Here is a 17,322-nt window from a genome sequence, read left to right as displayed (position 1 = left end):
CCCCGCATTGGGCACATTGAGTCTCGTCTTGAATTACTGTTCTGCCACTTATCTAAAGAGTTCCTATGAAATTTGAAACACTCGGTCTATCTTCTCCTATTTTGAATGCGATAACTGAGTGTGGCTATCAGCAACTCACTCAAGTACAAGAGAAAGTGATCCCACTAGCCTTTGAAGGCAAAGATATTATGGCCTGCGCCCAAACGGGTACGGGTAAGACGGCAGCCTTTGCTCTGCCCGTACTTGAAAAGTTAGCGGCTGAGATTTTAGTTAGTGATGGCAACGACAAACCGATTTTACGCGCTTTGGTGATGACCCCCACCCGCGAACTGGCTATTCAAGTTTGTGACAATATCCAGAAATACAGCCAATTCCTGCCACTGAAAACAATCGCAGTTTACGGCGGCGCCAATATGAATCCCCAGCGTAAAGGGGTGGAGCAGGGCGTTGATATCCTCGTGGCGACACCGGGTCGACTCTTCGACATTATCGGCCAATTCCAGTTAGATTTGTCGAGTGTGACAACCTTAGTGATCGATGAAGCCGATCGCATGTTAGATATGGGATTTGTACGCGATATTGAAAAAGTGAAACGCTTAATCGCGCCCGTGCACCAAACTATGCTGTTCTCGGCCACATACAGTGATGCAGTCAAACAGCTTGCACAAAAGATGCTAAATGAGCCTCAGTGGGTGAATGTTGCCGACACGACGACCGCATCGACCGTTGTTCAAGAAGTGTATCGGGTTGATAAGCGCCGTAAAGCCGAGTTGTTGTCAGAGCTCGTTGGCCGTAACAATTGGCGCCAAGTCCTCGTGTTTGCAAGCACTAAGGAAAGCGCCGAGCATTTATTACAAGAATTAAAGCTTGATGGCATAGCCGCTGGTGTATTCCACGGTGATAAAACCCAAGGCGCCCGTAATCGGGTATTGGAAGACTTTAAGCTAGGTAAGTTGCGTGTATTGGTTGCGACCGATGTTGCCGCCCGCGGCTTAGATATTCAAGCACTACCTTTGGTTATCAACTTAGAGTTGCCATTTTTTGCCGAAGATTATATCCACCGCATTGGCCGAACAGGGCGTGCGGGATTAGCGGGGCGTGCGATTTCGTTTGTTTCGCCCTCTGATGATGAGATGCTGACTGAAATTGAAGCTTTAATTGAGCAGAAACTGCCAGTGTCAGTGCAGCCCGGTTATGAGGAAGGTACACCGCTGCCCGCTCGTTATCGTGATATTCCCGCATCGCCGACCAAACCCGCTAAATGGAGTTATAAAGCGCCAAAGGATCGTGCTATCGGTAAATCCAGCGAAAGCCAAGCTCGTTCTCGTCAGAACATCGGGCGCGATGCGATGCGAGAAAGCCCGACTCGTGAGGGAAAGTATGCGAAAGATAAGGCGCATGGTGCAGAAGGAAAAGGATCTGCGGGCAAACCTTTTAATACGACTAAACCAAAACCACACTCAGGGAGTCGTTCTGGGTTTGGGGTATCTCGCGGTAAGAAAAACGGCTAGCCTTACTTGCCACAAAGCGCACTTTTATCCGTGCGCTTTTTGTTGAGCTTAAAGGATAATGCCCATACACTCACGCTTTCAACTCTCCCTCGTTAGCGCCAAGTGAGCTTATCTATGATAGTAAAAGCCATTCCTACCAATATCATTACCGGTTTTTTAGGTGTCGGAAAAACCTCTTTAATCAAGCAATTACTAGCAACTAAACCCGAGGGAGAGACTTGGGCTGTGTTGGTGAACGAGTTTGGTGAAGTGGGGATTGATGCAAGCTTACTCAATAATAGTGACTCAGGGATCCAAATTCGTGAAGTGGCTGGTGGCTGTATGTGCTGTGCGGCAGGGGTGCCGACTCAAGTCGCCATAAATCAATTAATTGCCCGTGTTAAACCCGACCGTTTATTGATTGAACCCACAGGGCTTGGTCATCCTAATGAGATTATCAAAGTATTGTCCGCACCCCATTATCAGAATGTGATTTCATTGCGTAGCACGTTATGTTTAGTTGATGCCCGAAAGGTAAGCGATCCACGCTACAGTGAACATGCTAATTTTATTCAGCAGTTACAAGTCGCTGATGTTGTTATTGCCACTAAAGCCGATTTATATCCAAAGCCCACACTTCCACATATTTCAGATGTTATGACAGAACTTCAAGCTTATCTGCACATGTTATCGAAAACGGATATTCCCATTATTCGCCACAGTTTCGAACAGGAATTGCCTGCGGTATTATCAACATATTTGAATCGTACTCATCAAGTCCTTAAGGTTAAACCTACTCCAGTCACAAAACCCTCAGGGCTGTTACGCCCTCTAGCGCAAGCGAGTCTTTTTGCGGAAGGAGCAAGTGAGCAAACATTAGCATTTGATCCGCGTGGCATGTTGAGAAAGCAAAACCAAGGGGAAGGCTGTTTTAGCTGTGGCTGGGTTTTTGAGCCGAGCCAAGAGTTTGATTTTGACAAGTTAATGGCCTTTATTCAGCGCCAGACACCACTGTCAGGGACTGGGAGTACATTACTGAGGTTAAAAGCAGTGATGATCACTACCGATGGTATCGCTGGATTTAACTGGGTAGATAAGGAGTTTAATGTCATCGCCTTAGACGATACGTTAGATTCAAGATTAGAAATGATTGCTATGGAAGATCTGGATTGGGAACAGATTGAACAGCAGTTAATCGAGTGCTTAGTGATATCCTGATGATATAACAAACCTAAGGAGGAATCGTGACACCATAGGTTTTACTCAGTTGTAGGAGTTCCCCTGTTTTTATCATGTCATTAAAAAAATGATCGAATTGCAGTCGTAATGGGATAAATTCGGCCTGTTTAGGGAAAGCCATAAAGCCATCTTGTATATCAATGATGGGAACTATAGGTTCAATGGTATGTGAGATTGTGATTTTTAATTGTTCAGCATCAGTATTGCGGCGATTGGTGGCAAGTAAATCGAGATCGCCCCTAGATAAACGTTCAATACCACTCTTAAGATCGACAAATTCATTAATAGCGAGCATTTGAGTTTGCTCGGTAAATGTGGCGCCATAACTCCAGCCTTGCATTTTACCTATGCGCTGATTTTTAATGCTATCGTACTCACCATTCCAACGGTTTATCTTATCTTTACGGGCATAAAACACGATTTCATCACGATAGAATGCTTTTTCAGAAAAGGCTAAAAATGCTTCCCTTTCTTTCGTGTGGTAAGGCCCAATAAGGATATCGGCTTGACCACGCTCGACCATAGATTGCGCGCGGCGCCAAGGCGTAATTTGATAGTGAATGGTCACATTGGCTTGTTCTGCGAAGCGATTCAAAATATCGACACCTAAACCTGTGTATTCACCATTCGATTTTTGTTCAAAGATTTTGCTAAAGCTAGTACCAACAGCAAGTAGGTCTTTAGCCTGCGCCGTTAAGCAAAGACCATGGAGTACCAAAAGAGCAACGAGTGCGTTGACTTTGCTAAATATCATGTCATCCCTTGAGTGATTTGAATGCGGAAGGTAAGAGCACTGTATTGTGTATCAGGTATATAAGGCGACAATTTCGTCTTTAACTTTAGAGTTAAGGTTAGCAAATTTTACGCCTATTTTTGGCGCACTAGCGTATTTTTATATCTTGAGATATATAAGTGGGTTGTTTTCTACCCTTAACTTGAAGGTGTATAAGTAGATGATCTTTAGATTGATTCACCCTATTTACATGAGCCTATTTGCTTAAACCTATTGGTTTCAATTTGTATCATTGGTTGTGAGTATTCACGCTGTATTTCAGGTATGCTTTGACGCTAAATAATTTATACGCCAATGCTGGATGGGCTATTTGAGCGGGATGTTATGAAGCTGCAGGAAATAGATAAAACTTTATATCGTAAGAACATGAATTTATTCATTGTTATTCTAGTTGTAAGCCTAGTTGTTTTGTCGCTGGCTTTTGGTACTGGATTAATTGCACTCTTTGGTGCGACGCCTGTCCCAGGTGAGCCAACAGGTAATTTTCATTGGAATCTCTTAGGGGTGATTTTCAGTCTGGGTCTGTGTAGCGCCGTGATTTACAACTTAAAAGACCGAACTTTTTTCAGTGAAATTTATTATGTGTGGCAATTGAAACAACTTCATAATCGTATCTATCGCAAATTGATAAAGATTAAAGCTGCTGCGGCGCAGAATGATGTGAATGCGTTGATTACGCTGCTTTTTTATTACACCAGTCTAAGGCAAGTGTATTTACTGGATGACAATACACTGACGTTGTCCGCGCTGACTCAAGATCTTAATCGGTTGAATACGCAAATCGAGAGCTTAGGTTTATTGCTCTCGCCTGATCAGTTTACCGCTGAACTGTTACGTGCTTTTTGATGGTTTTATGATGGGAAGATAAACAGTACAAAATGAGACTGTGGCCTTATCTTGTACTGCTTATCTTATATTCGGCGGTTAGGCGTACTGTTGGGATTTTTGCAGAGTAAGTAACCACTTACCATAGATATAAATGCCCACAGCCGAGATAGTCCCAATGGCGGCGATGATGTACCATGCCATGCCAATATTGTGGCTGTGGTACAACAGTTGGGTAAGATCGTGTGCATTTTCACCGGTGTAGCTTACCAAAGTGGTAAAGGCTTCACCCTGTGGAATGGCACTGACCTCTGCGCTGTTCATGCCGCGTTCTAGCAATAAATCCCGTGAAAATAGCTCCTTTGATGCATAAATCTCATAGAGTTTAGGGCCAAAATAGCCTTCTAATCCCCAGCCAATTCCTTGGGGCAACATCACAAATCCCAAGTACATGGCTTTTTTACCTTCGGGGGCAATATTCCCCATAAACTCATTTTTCTTCGGGCTTATCATCATCTCGCCAATGGAAAACATGGCAATGGCCAGTACGATAAACCACGCGGCATGGAAAGCGCCAATAAACACAAAGGCTAAAATACTCAGTAAACAGCCTGCAAACATTGCTGTGGTGATCCGATACTTCGCTGTCAGTGCGGCGACAATAAAGCAGCAGGTCATAATCAAACCCGCATTGAGGTTAAGCATGCCTTCAGGCATGACCTTAGTACCTTCGTTATTAAGGCCAAGCCAGAATTGCAGAATACCGTTGCGGGTGCCTTCGGTTCCAAACAAGGAGGTCACTATTACACTGGTATCAACCCATTCGGAAATATGGATAGGCAGTACATCAAATAGCGCGTTGAATAGGAACCAAAAACCAGAAAATACCAGCATGTAGTAGATCACAATTGGTTTTTTTAGCTCTCGCCAAGCATCGCGCCAGAGCGCTTCTTGCTTAATTTCCCCTGATTTAATGTGTTTATTGCGCTCTAGTCGCTCTGCTTTACCTGGTTCTGTATAAGTAAGTAAAAATAAAAAATTGAGCGAGATAATGGCGGCACAGGCAAAAAAGACATTGTCCCATGACAGTTGACGCATATGTACGGCAACCAAGGGCCCGAGGAAACCACCAATGTTAACTATTTGGTAAAAAATCCCCCAAGCCATAGAGGTATTGTTACGCTGGGTACTGAGTACTAAGGTGCCTTGAATGCCGGGTTTAAATATCCCGGTGCCTATCGCGAGCAGTAATGCACCAACGAGGAACCCCCAAAAGCTGGGGAAAAATGCCATAACTAAATAGCCAAAGATTTTAATGATGGTGGAGCCAAAGATGGTTTCTTTGTAACCAACGCGGTCGGAAACGCCCCCTGTAAATACAGGTACAAAGGTCTGCATAATGGCCCAGAGGGAAATAATAATGCCGTAGTCGCTTAGGCTAATCCCTAATCCACCTGCCGATTCTGGTGCTTTTGCGTAGAGGCCCGCACTGGCTTTTACGCCGTAATAGGCGATTCGCTCAACCAGTTCCATCCCCCCAACGAGCCAAAAAATATAACTTAAACTCGTGATGGAAGCCCACATTCCCAGCTGTTTGACTTCACGCAGATCGTTCTCTGCATTTGGGCTATTTTGACTCATATTCTTCCCTTTATTATTGTTATTTGATCTGTTTTTACATAACTCATTGTTTATAAATACATATAAACATTTTAGTTAAATGCTTTGTGTTCAGCACTAAACTGCTTTGGGTTGATTTAAGCTCCCACTTTACCTAATTCAGCTTAAAACGCCAAAAAAGTAGCAAAAAATGATGAGTTAGCCCACAACTGTTGCTTAGTTGTAGGCATAATGTCGTCTGGCTGGGATGTAAGTGTTTATGCTTAAGTTGTTGTGATTATTGTTTTTTTAACTTTAAAAATGATGAATATGCATTTTGTATTCTTGTCAAATTTAGGTACAATCCGTTGCCGCATTTTTGTCCATTATAGATTTACTTTTCTAATGCGCGCCTTTTCCTAATGATAGTGAGACACGGTAATGACAGCAGTATCCCAACCCCAGACGGATCAACATTTACTCCAAGAGCCGATTTCTAAGCTTTTTTGGCGTTATACCATACCCACCATTGCTTCCATGTTGGTAACGGGCGTGTATGTGACCATTGATGGGATTTTCGTGGGGCACTATTTAGGTGAAGCGGGGCTAGCAGGGATGATGTTAGCTTACCCAGTCGGGGCCATTTTATATGCCATCGGCGCTATGATAGGCATGGGTAGTGCAGCATTAGTGTCAATCAATCTTGGTCAAGGTAACGTGGTTAAAGCCCGCAAACTCTTGGGTAATGCCTTTAGTTTGTGTTTATTGGCAGGTGGATTTTTTGCCCTTATGGGCGGATTATTTTCACGGGATATTTTAATTGCCCTTGGTGCACAAGGGGATATCCTCGAAAATGCCAATCAATATTTATTCTGGTATTTCGCCCTGTGCCATTTCCCCATCATCTCAATGGCCTTTACCACACTTTTACGTAATGATGGTCGGCCATCTATGGTGACCTTTGTGTTAATTTTAGGGGGGGTACTCAACACTTTCTTAGATTGGTTATTTATCGTGGTATTTCCCTTTGGTTTGGCGGGCGCCGCGATTGCGACCATGTTAGCGCAGGCTGTGACGGGCTTACTGTGTTTACAGCATTTTTTTGGCTCTCGTACCCAGCTTAAAATCAACTTAGAGCAAATGAAGCTTAAGTTTGATAATTGTGTGAATATTGCCCGCGTGGGTTTACCTAGCTTTTTGATGAACCTTTATTTATCAATTGTGCTCACTCTGCACAACACGGCATTTTTATGGGTTGGTGGGCCATTGCACGTGGCGGCCTACGGGGTGGTGAGTTACACCGAAGCATTTTTCTATCTGATTTTTGAGGGCATAGCCCTTGGCACTCAACCTATCTATAGCTTCAACGCGGGTGCAGGGCGTTTTGACAGAGTTAAACAAGCGCGCAATATCGCCTTTACGATGACATTACTCACAGCAGCCTTAGGGCTTGCCTTGATTTACTCTCGCCCTGAGTGGTTAGTGTATTTATTTGCTGGTGATAATCCGAACCTAACACCTGTAGCCATTGAAGGCATGCGTTGGTATTTCTGGGGCTTACCTATGGAAGGGTTAATCTTAGTTGGGGCAAGTTTTTTCCAAGCCATTAATTGTTCAAAACAGGCATCTATCTTGACTGGCACTAAACTTGTCCTGATCGCGGCCATTATTTACTGTTTTGCTTGGGCATTTGGGGTTATAGGGGTTTGGATATCGCTCGCGACTTGCAGTACTTTGCTGACCCTATGGATGTTTTATGCAATGAAGAAGGTGGATAACCGTTTACCTTAGTAAGATATCTTTAAAGAGTATATTGACTTAAGACTAGCGTGGGATGATGTGCTCTGATACATTTCGCTGGTTTAATCTACTTGCTAAAAAATGGCTCATTAAGTAGTACAGTGAATACTTGGTCATATTACGAATAAACGACCTTAATGCTGCTGTCCTAGGTGTCTTTGGCTGTAGATACAACCGGATATTGGGCTGATTGTGCGGCCCGTTGATTTTGTTTTTTGTTTGATGAGGCTCTTATGCGCACCACTACAGTCATCTTTATGCTGTTGTTCGGCGTGTTCAATACCGTAAATGCCAGTGCTAAAGACAATGAGTTAGTGTTTGCTAGCGATTTTGAAGGCAACCGCTTAGCGCAACCTTGGTCGTGGATCATGGGGTGTCAGTTTGAAGGCGCCGAGCCACACAGCGGTGAAAGTGCTTTGCTGTGTGCCGAAGGTAATAGCAGCATTGTGAGTAAGTACCCTGTCGCGGAAGCGGGTCTGTTGGAGTTTTGGGTGAAGACTCAAAATATCCAAACTCAGTATCGGATCAATGTATTAACCTCGCCAGTATTAAAACTGGATGCCCAGTGGCAACATGTTGCCTTGATTGATATCACTCCTGGTACAAAAGAGTATTTAGCCCATAGGGTGTCTATTGATGATCCCAGCCGCCAGTATATTCGCCTCGATATTGAAGCCATTAATGGCCCCATCAGCTTGGATGATCTCAGCTTAGATAAAATTCGCCTCGATATTGCCCTGCAAAAAAATGAGCAAAAAATTATCGGTGGCATTTTAGATAAGCTAAAAGAAGATAAAAACTACGAAGTTCAAGCAGAGTCCTTTAGAACCTTAGGTAAAAACTACGCCGCCCAACTTGAAAGCCAAAGACAATATCTTGAATACTCGAATGCGATTTATTCCAGTATTACCTTTGTGCTTGCGACCTCCGAGCGTAATAAAATGTCTAATCCGCTGGGCTACAATACCTTTAGGTCGGTATTAAACGATACCAAGCGTGTAGCATCTCCCATACAGCAGGCGCGTCTAGGCTCTATGGTCAAACCCTTTGGTGACTTAGCAACCGCGACATTAAACGTAGTGAGCGCAGGTGCCTATTCTGCCTTTGCCGAACCGTTCAAATCATTTTTAGCGGCCACCTTTGACCGTTCTAACTATGACAATAGTGACTTAAGCCGCAGTGATAAAAAGTTTGCCGAAGAAAATGGCCTTAGAATTTATCAGCAGGCTGAACGTTTTATGTCTGAAATCGAGAAAGAACTGCAACAGGTTACCGCCCTCGATAATGATTTAGTCAGTATGCAAAAGAATTTAGATACGTTCCGTCGAGACCTCGACGGACATCTACGCAGTTATTTACAGCATGCCAGTATTGCCCGCACACCAGAAAACTACAGTCGAGTGATGAGTAAAGACGAGCAGACTCGCGCACTGGTGATCACCGAAGCGAGTGCCAATATTAGCGCAAAAGCGGAGGCATTACTGGCATCAAACAGCAATGCTGAGTTAGTGCAATATATGATTAAAACCACTGAAAAAATTGATGAATTCCAAGAGTTCAAAGAGCGTTTTAATCAAATTACCTCGGCGATGTTGACCTTTTACGATAAGTTTGAACGATCAATTGCCACTGAACAAAACCCCTTTACCGACCCAAGCGACCGCGCTGTATGGGAGCAACACGCTAAAAGTGCACGTAACTATATTCGCCAGTCGAAGGAAGCCTTCACTAAAGCCTTTATGTAGCGGATTGTTGTAGAAACACCGACAGAGCTTTTTCACCGATATGGCAGCGCAAGTCTTTTTCGCTGCCATTTTAGCCAGAGCGTGTTGTACGTAAATCCAAAGTACCCCAAAGCAAGACAAATTTGTTGTCAGTTATGCTGCACTTATTGTCATTATTTCTCCAGTGACACGCCGTCTTTTGATTTAATAAGCAGTATCCCTATAGGCTCGACGGCGACATCTGTAGCACACGGAAGTGTAAATGCCGCGTTTACATGGTCAATAATGTTCCCGACATCATAGTGACATTTCCCATATCCCCCTGGGTCAGATGTGAAAGAGCGGCCATGTCGCCAACGGTCACTGATGCAACAATGCCAATCTTAACTAACCCTATCGCTGTTCGTTTAGCTAAAAAAGCTATTGCCCCAAAGCAAGATATCTGAATTGTATATTGCGTTATATACATTGCCACTGTTTCCCCAGTGACACGCCGTGAATATATCCCTATAGGCTCGACGGCGGCATCCATGCCGCCAACGGTCACTGGTGCAACAATGCCAATCTTAACTACCCCTCTAGCTGTTCGTTCAGCTAAAAAGCTATTGCCCCAAAGTGTGCTAGCAAGTTGTCAGTGGCACCGTAACAAACGGACTTTGTGCTCTAAAAATTCTCATATATATATCGCTTGGTGCAAGTTGCCAGCGATTTGTCAAAATTGTACAAGTATACAGTCGTATTTAAATCATAAGAATTTTGAGCGATTTTTAGCCTGCATTCGTTCGCACTTACTCATTTGTTACAAGTTAAATGCCATTAAAATTAATAACTTAAACATTTATTTGAGTGGGTAATAGGTTCGGGAAACGCGCATGAGCGTTTTTCCGGATGGTATATTTGATGGAAAGCTGATAAGTTCTTTGCATACAGCTAGTTAACTGTGCGTGTTTTCACTGGTCTAATGAGGTAAACGCGCATGCGGACTATATAAAGGTTATGTAAGTAACCCAACCTAAAACTTAAATTCAACAACCTTGAGCTTAACCATTCAAATGTGTTGATTAAAACCATATAGCCACAATCAAACAAAAGGGGATGAATATGAAAAGTGAAAATGGGGCAAGCCGATTAAAGTCACTTAAGGTTTTATACAAATTCATTAATTTTTTCCAAAATGTTACTACTAGTCTTATCATAATATTTCTCCTTGTCATGCCTGTATATTTGTTTTGGTATTATGAGATGGGCAATCCTTACATAATATTTGGTTTCTTAGGTACAGTAATTGGGTACTATCAGATAGTCCATTACTGCAATAAACAAAAGAATATACTCGAAGAAGACTTGTCATACTTACAACAGCAATATAATGAACAAGGCTTCTCAGTCAGACCTCATAGTCTCGGAGCATTTTCGTACATTGTCCCAGACTTCAATAAGGTACAAACAGAGGAAACTTACAAAGTAAAAATCAAACACAAGAAAGATTTCTGTTTGACATTATGTCTAATATTATTAACCCTTGCAGCTTCTCATATAAAAATATTCATCTAATTTGGTGCTCAAATACTTACATAACAAAACACTTAAAACAGACTTGCTTCGCTGACTGTTTAGTGAGGCGTTAGTGGAATATTGGAGTTTGATATGCAATGGGATTTGCTCATGATTTATATAATTGTTTCAGTAGCCGTATCACTATTAACAACATTTATAGTGCAATATGTCTCATGGAAGGGAAGGGGGTTAGCTACAAAAGAAGATATTTCTGGGATCACTACAAAGATTGAGGACGTAAAGCTCAACTATTCCGAAAAATTAGAAGACTACAAAAATAGATTGTGGGAATTACAGTACGAAAAGGGTCGATTATATGAAGAATTTAAAATTAAGCATGAGATTCTTGAAAAGGTAATTGTAAGGCTAAATAAATTTGCTAGTGATGCTATTCATCATAGAATATATGCCCATCATAGAAATATTTACTTGGCACTATATAAACAAAACAACTCGGAACTCGACAACAAACAATATAGAGAATTTCAGATTAAAGCTGAGAAGTCATACCTTGATTTTGGTGAACAAAGTTACGAATTGACAGCATTGGCGAGCACTATAAAGGTTTATATAGATGATTCACTTGGTGGAAGCTTGCTTATTCTCAAGGGAAAGATTAAGAACTCTGTTAATCCGAGAAAAAATGAGGATGACTATATTCAGTTTGTTCGTTCTGAATTAGATACTAAATCGCGAGATTCTGTGCTAGCTACGACTGAAGATGCATTTTTTCAAGATTCTATAAATCCAGATGAGATTGCACATTATCTTTATCAACTCCAAGAAAGGATAAAAGATGATTGCCGAAAAACCACTAACAAATGAAGGCATAGGACTCGCTAACGCTAGCCTATGCTTTAAGCGTTATAAAACAAGGAGACAGTATGAGCAAATTGGTCGAAGAACAGTTTTATGTCAATGGCGAGCCATTCTTTGTAAACGGTGAGCCTTTTAAAGTTACTGTTGAACAAGCTATTGAGGCTGTAGAAAAAATCGAAACTATCCCTGTAGATGCGAAAGATGCAGTTAGAGATTTTGTTCGAGAGCAGTGGAATCAAATTCTAGAATCAGTCAACGAAATAACAGTTCCATCTGAGTTGTTAGAAATAATGCCAGATTTTTACCAATATCTAGAAATGGTACTTCAGTACTTCAACATCTCTTAGGCAATGTTTTATAACAAATAAGGATAGGCCGAGCGTAGCCGCGACCCATTCTCAAAAGGCATGGCAAGTGTTGAACAAGCCCGATGTTGGTTATTGACACTTTATTATGCAAATAGCTGATTGAGAATTTGAAGGTGCTAAGGTCGTATTTTGAAAGAGACTTTTGTGCAGATATGACCTGCCCTTAGCGAACAATTGGTAGAAGAGGATACTGGGCGAATCATTCGCAATGATAAACGTGGCGCCATCAGTGAAACTACAACCAAGTTACTGACAAGATTAAATATCCCCATGAAAACTGGCTCAAGCCCACTACTGAGTTTGGCAAGTTAAAGGGTCTGAGGAAGGTTTACTCAGACCCTAATAAGTACTCGGTTAAAGCAATAGCCAAATAGCGTTGACCGTTGAATGAGTCTATTTCGGAGGAGGGTTACACTGGCTTACAACACACTCCATATCTTAAGCTCGCTCTGCGATGGAGTTCATAGACTTCACAACCTAACAATGGCTCAGTTCTATTAAGAACTGCGCCAAAACGCTCAAAGTAGTCTTCATTAACTTGTTTTGCACTGATAAGTGGTACTTCAATATTGACATCTACACGACCTTTACGTATCAACGCGGGGTCAAGATTATCAAGATGATTTGTGGTCATTATGACAAGGCAATCATCAAGAGGAACGATTCCGTCTAACGCGTTTAGAACGCCACCTAAAGTGAGTGGTGGGTTGTCTACATTGCTTTCAGCAGCACGTGATACCGTAGCCTTTACACAGTCACAGTCCTCTATTAACAACATAGCTCCGGGTGGCACTTTTCTAATCGCCTTATGAATAGTGGCATCATTGACAGTCGATAGATTCAATATGTAAAGATCGCGATGATACTCAACAGCTAAGGCTCTCGCTATACCCGTCTTACCTGTACCCGTTTTGCCATGTAACAGTATGGTTAGCTTACTTACAACCGATTTTCCCCTACTGGCGAAGTTATCAACTTCCCTCATCAACTCCTGCTTAAATCCTTCATCTAGCACTAATTCACTAAAACCCGATGATTTCAATGTGCCGTAGCGACACCATTCGGTTTCTTCGAAAATATTCACTTTCGGCTCAGTAGAGATGTCTCCACGAGTATCTTCTAAAAAACGATATAGTTTATCTTTTGCCCACCATGGTGCACTTACCGTAATAGTATCGTATGCCATCGTACTATCGACCTTAGAGCGGGTAGCCAACATAAAACAACCAGCGTATTTAAACAGGTGCATACCGTAGCCGATAGACTTAACACTGACACGTCCGTCGTAACTCACACTATAGTCAAAGTACACGGCCTCAGAGATAGAGCGTGAAAAAAATGGAATAGTAGTATTACTGATCAAAAAGGACAGTTTATTGAATACCTCTGCGCGCGCCTGATGGCTATCGTCTATAGTGAGCCGCACAAACAGCAGACTACTGAGCCAACTTAACAGCTTTGCGGGGACATCTTTTAGCATGTAGACTACGAGTCCAATTAACGTAAATGTTAATACTCCAACAATGACAGCCGTCAACAAAGGATCACCATTGGTGAGCGCCTTTATTTGTAGTAATACCTCGTTCATTTACTCACCTTTACTATAAATGCCTCATGGACATAGTCGAGAATACTATCAACCGAGTCGAGGATACTATCAAGGTATCCTCAGTATGTGCGCTATCGCACGTGGTTAAAGCGACTTGATAAAGCAGCCTGACGATCTCCCTATTTATCACTAACTGTCGCCTTAGGCTGCGGCGATATTGTAGGAAATCAGGCTTTTAACATAAAAAACATTTAAGCATTCATTTTAAAGTACGTTGGTAAATATCAGGGATAGCGCCCACTCATCAAAGAGCAGGACGCATCCACAGACTGACTTGAATAACATCCGTATTTAACTGCCAGTTCGCCATATATGGCTCTCGTTCATAAGCGTAGAACCCCTCGATTTCTATTCACCGAGTCGGCGAGCGAATGCCATAACAAGTCTGTATCTGTAGGTAACATAACCCGTACAAATCAAATCTCTTAAATATCGTTATGCTAAAGTTTAAATAAGAAAGCCGCCGATGAAGGCGGCTTTTGTGTTTCGATTGTCCCGTAACCTTTGCGTTTTCTAGGTTACTTTACTTCATCATTCGTGGTTCTAGAGCAAATACACGTTCAAGCTGCAGGCACCGTGGGCGCCGACGACGAGAGCTTGTTCGATATCGGCAGTTTTTGATGGACCTGCGATAAACACCCCAAACTCACCTGAGGCTAACGTGACTTCTTTAGCTGCCTGATGTAAGTTCGGTACAATCTTATTCGCTGGCAAGGCTAAGATAAGGTTTTCACAGATAAAGGGTGTCACTCTGTGGCCTAGATTCTTATTGTTAACCCAAATGGCACCATTTTCAGCAACGCCAATGTCACCCGGGATCACTGCATAATCTATATCCCTAAGCTCGTGGGCGGTGGGTGGCATTTCACGATTGGCTTTTATCCCATCAACTAAGGAGATCACTTGTAACCCTTGGGCGATAAGTTCATCTACTTTTGCTTGTAGGGCAGCAAGACCACCTTCTTTGTGCAGTGTGCCTGCCACAGTATTGAGGTTAGTCTCAAACTGTCCGACGAGGTTTTCGAGCCTTGGATCCACTTCGATGCTTGGCATTGGGTGATTGATTAAGGCTGACAGTTTGAGCGCATTGAGAATTTCAAGTTTACTAGACATCTTATAGGCTCCTGTGTTTCTTAAACCAAGCTTCGAAGCTGGAATTGGGGGCGACTGGGAGTTCACGGTATTTGCCCCATGCGCCGCTAAATGGCTTGAGTAGACTACCGGGTAAAATGCGTAGCGCGGTTCTTGCCACACTCATAGAGCAATTTAGCATGGTTTCACTGGCCATAAATTTACCCACTAATGGCATATAACTATTTTTGCCATAAGGGAGTTGTCGCGCCTCAGCCTTAAGGCGTCTGTGGTGATGAATAATCTTATCGAGCGGTACTTTGGTCGGGCAGATAAAAGTACAGCTACCACACAAGGTACAGGCCCAAGCAATCGAGTTAGTGTCATCCAATTTAGCGCCAACGGCAATCCCGATAGGGCCGGGAATGGTGTAGTTGTAGCTATAACCACCGGAGCGGCGATACACAGGGCAAGTATTGAGACAGCCACCACAACGAATACACTTCAATGATTCTGCGAGGATTTTATCCTTGAGCATTTCAGTGCGGCCATTGTCGACGATAATAATGTGCATCTCACCTTCGGGCTGTGGGCCACGGTAAAAGGCGCTATAAGTTGTGACAGGTTGGCCGGTGGCATTGCGCGCCAGTGTTCGCAGTAAAACGGCAGCACTGTCGATATCAGGGACAATTTTGTCGATCCCCATTGAGTGCAACTGCAACTTAGGCAGGTTAGCGCCCATATCGGCGTTACCTTCGTTCGTGCAGACAACGACAGTACCTGTATTGGCGATTGCCATGTTCACGCCTGTCATCGCGGCATCGGCGCTAAGGAACTGTTCACGCAGGTGGGCACGGGCGGCGCGGGTTAAATACAAGGGATCGGCTGCCCCTGCTTTAGTGCCGAGTTTTTCATGGAAGAGATCACCGACTTCTTCCTTTTTCATATGGATAGCGGGCACCACAATATGCGATGGTGGCATTTGGGCGAGCTGAATAATGCGCTCACCTAAATCGGTGTCTATGACCTCAATACCCTGTTTTTCGAGGTAGGGATTAAGGTGACATTCTTCGGTCAGCATCGATTTAGATTTCACCAATTTTTTGACTTTGTGGCGGGATAAAATGTCATGGACAATACGATTGTGCTCGGCACCATCTTTTGCCCAGTGGACTTTTATACCATTAGCAATACAGCTTTGTTCAAAGGTTTCAAGGTATTGGGCAAGATGGGTTAGCGTGTGGAGCTTAATTTCTGAACCAAGCTGACGCAGTTGTTCCCATTCTGGGATGCTACCCGCGGCGCGGTCGCGTTTTTCTCTGAGCATCCAAAGCGCCTTTGAATGCCAGTCGACACGAGCTTCATCGCGACAAAATATATCTGCTTTGTGGGCATGCACTTGGGAGCCATGAGCCCCGTGATTATGTTGGTAAGCCATGGTGAGTCTCCTAAAGCGCCGCGTTGATCACTTGCGCTATGTGGCGAATTTCAATCGGCAATTGCTGTCTGCGGATCATGCCATCTAAGTGCAATAGGCATGAGGGATCGAAACCGACCACATAAGCAGCACCCGTTGCGGCATGGGATTGCGCTTTGTCTTTACCCATTTTTGCTGATACAGCGCCTTCATCAACGGCGAAAGTACCACCAAAGCCACAGCATTCATCGCGGCGATCGGGATAAACAATTTCGATGCCTGCAATGTTGGCTAATACGGCTTCAACTTTATTGAATCTTGGCCCCATTTGCTCACTTGGTGTTGCAAGGCTTAACATCCGGATGCCATGGCAACTGAGTTGTAGGCTAATTTTATGCGCGAAGGGCTTGGTAAAGGCGGGGATCGGCGCAATGTCGTGTAAAAACTCGGTGAGTTCATAGAGTTTGTTGATCACAGCCTGGGCTTCTGGGCTGCTATCAAACTCATGGAAATTCTCTTTGGCGGCCACTAAGCAAGAAGCGGCGGGGCAAACAATAGCGTCGCATTCCACACCCTTAAAGGCATTGAGCAATTTAAGGGTAGTACTGCGTGCTTCGTCGAAGCAACCCGAGTTTGTCATTGGCTGGCCACAGCATGTTTGACCCGCGGGTAGAACCACTTGGTGTCCGAGTTTCTCTAATAATTCCAAGGTAGCAATTGCGACATCTGGCATCATTTGATTGACTAGACACGGGATGAAAAGTGCGATTTTCATTGTGTTTTCTCTTTCTTGTTAGTGAGCGACATTGCCTTGCACTGTGACCCCAAAGTCCACACAAATGCTAAGGTAGTTGATCAAATATAGGCCTATCTTAGCGAAATAAGTAGTCCTAATTTAGAAAATGATCTTGTAGATTTTCTCAAAAATGAAAATGTTATATATATTTGATTTTAAATGGTTATTTGTGGTTTTTGCGGGCTGTTTTTTTGTAATAAAACAACCGAATAAAT

Annotated in this window: 13 protein-coding genes and 1 pseudogene; 8 read left to right on the top strand and 6 right to left on the bottom strand. The window is 43.2% G+C overall.

Features of this window, described 5'->3' with window-relative positions; translation table 11 throughout:
- Nucleotides 1-65 precede the first annotated feature (65 nt).
- Both SPUTW3181_RS14835 and SPUTW3181_RS14830 read left to right on the top strand, forming a co-directional pair.
- Complete coding sequence (locus SPUTW3181_RS14835) at nucleotides 66-1,511, top strand: DEAD/DEAH box helicase (RefSeq protein ID WP_011790122.1); 1,446 nt, start codon at nucleotides 66-68, stop codon at nucleotides 1,509-1,511.
- Between the two features lie 114 nt (nucleotides 1,512-1,625).
- Entirely contained in the window at nucleotides 1,626-2,708 is a 1,083-nt protein-coding gene (locus tag SPUTW3181_RS14830) for a CobW family GTP-binding protein (RefSeq protein WP_011790121.1), read from the top strand.
- Between the two features lie 13 nt (nucleotides 2,709-2,721).
- Here the strand turns inward: SPUTW3181_RS14830 and SPUTW3181_RS14825 are convergent, their stop codons facing one another.
- A complete protein-coding gene (locus SPUTW3181_RS14825) occupies nucleotides 2,722-3,483 on the bottom strand; it encodes a substrate-binding periplasmic protein (protein WP_011790120.1) in 762 nt (253 codons plus the stop codon).
- A 363-nt stretch (nucleotides 3,484-3,846) separates the two neighbouring features.
- Here SPUTW3181_RS14825 and SPUTW3181_RS14820 point away from each other — a divergent pair, with 363 nt between their 5' ends.
- On the top strand, nucleotides 3,847-4,368 hold the full coding sequence (locus SPUTW3181_RS14820; protein ID WP_011790119.1) for a DUF3087 domain-containing protein: 522 nt from the start codon (nucleotides 3,847-3,849) through the stop codon (nucleotides 4,366-4,368).
- A gap of 78 nt (nucleotides 4,369-4,446) precedes the next feature.
- On the opposite strand, the gene SPUTW3181_RS14815 is transcribed toward SPUTW3181_RS14820, so the two are convergent.
- On the bottom strand, nucleotides 4,447-5,988 hold the full coding sequence (locus tag SPUTW3181_RS14815) for an MFS transporter (protein ID WP_011790118.1): 1,542 nt from the start codon (nucleotides 5,986-5,988) through the stop codon (nucleotides 4,447-4,449).
- Between the two features lie 399 nt (nucleotides 5,989-6,387).
- Between SPUTW3181_RS14815 and SPUTW3181_RS14810 the strand changes: the two genes are divergently transcribed.
- From SPUTW3181_RS14810 to SPUTW3181_RS22285, 5 genes and pseudogenes are all read left to right on the top strand, one after another.
- Complete coding sequence (locus tag SPUTW3181_RS14810; protein ID WP_011790117.1) at nucleotides 6,388-7,737, top strand: MATE family efflux transporter; 1,350 nt, start codon at nucleotides 6,388-6,390, stop codon at nucleotides 7,735-7,737.
- Nucleotides 7,738-7,979: 242 nt separating this feature from the next.
- On the top strand, nucleotides 7,980-9,491 hold the full coding sequence (locus SPUTW3181_RS14805) for a hypothetical protein (protein ID WP_011790116.1): 1,512 nt from the start codon (nucleotides 7,980-7,982) through the stop codon (nucleotides 9,489-9,491).
- A 1,626-nt stretch (nucleotides 9,492-11,117) separates the two neighbouring features.
- Complete coding sequence (locus SPUTW3181_RS14795) at nucleotides 11,118-11,852, top strand: hypothetical protein (RefSeq protein WP_041408229.1); 735 nt, start codon at nucleotides 11,118-11,120, stop codon at nucleotides 11,850-11,852.
- Between the two features lie 59 nt (nucleotides 11,853-11,911).
- Nucleotides 11,912-12,193: a hypothetical protein gene (locus SPUTW3181_RS14790; RefSeq protein ID WP_011790112.1), complete on the top strand. Its 282-nt coding sequence runs from the start codon at nucleotides 11,912-11,914 to the stop codon at nucleotides 12,191-12,193.
- A 204-nt stretch (nucleotides 12,194-12,397) separates the two neighbouring features.
- Nucleotides 12,398-12,525 (top strand): annotated as a pseudogene (locus SPUTW3181_RS22285) (transposase); the annotation flags it as partial.
- 98 nt (nucleotides 12,526-12,623) lie between these two features.
- Here the strand turns inward: SPUTW3181_RS22285 and SPUTW3181_RS14785 are convergent.
- The 4 genes from SPUTW3181_RS14785 to SPUTW3181_RS14770 all read right to left on the bottom strand — a co-directional run bounded on the left by SPUTW3181_RS14785 (nucleotide 12,624) and on the right by SPUTW3181_RS14770 (nucleotide 17,086).
- Complete coding sequence (locus SPUTW3181_RS14785; RefSeq protein WP_011790111.1) at nucleotides 12,624-13,802, bottom strand: AAA family ATPase; 1,179 nt, start codon at nucleotides 13,800-13,802, stop codon at nucleotides 12,624-12,626.
- A gap of 564 nt (nucleotides 13,803-14,366) precedes the next feature.
- Entirely contained in the window at nucleotides 14,367-14,936 is a 570-nt protein-coding gene (locus SPUTW3181_RS14780; RefSeq protein ID WP_011790110.1) for a LutC/YkgG family protein, read from the bottom strand.
- A gap of 1 nt (nucleotide 14,937) precedes the next feature.
- The gene (locus SPUTW3181_RS14775) at nucleotides 14,938-16,332 is read right to left on the bottom strand and encodes a lactate utilization protein B (protein ID WP_011790109.1); all 1,395 of its coding nucleotides are present in this window, start codon (nucleotides 16,330-16,332) and stop codon (nucleotides 14,938-14,940) included.
- 10 nt (nucleotides 16,333-16,342) lie between these two features.
- On the bottom strand, nucleotides 16,343-17,086 hold the full coding sequence (locus SPUTW3181_RS14770) for a (Fe-S)-binding protein (RefSeq protein ID WP_011790108.1): 744 nt from the start codon (nucleotides 17,084-17,086) through the stop codon (nucleotides 16,343-16,345).
- Nucleotides 17,087-17,322 lie beyond the last annotated feature (236 nt).

This window comes from Shewanella sp. W3-18-1, assembly GCF_000015185.1.
Classification (GTDB): Bacteria; Pseudomonadota; Gammaproteobacteria; order Enterobacterales; family Shewanellaceae; genus Shewanella; species Shewanella putrefaciens.
The sequence above is the reverse complement of the archived record's forward strand: the minus strand, read 5'-3'. Positions and strand labels throughout refer to the sequence as shown.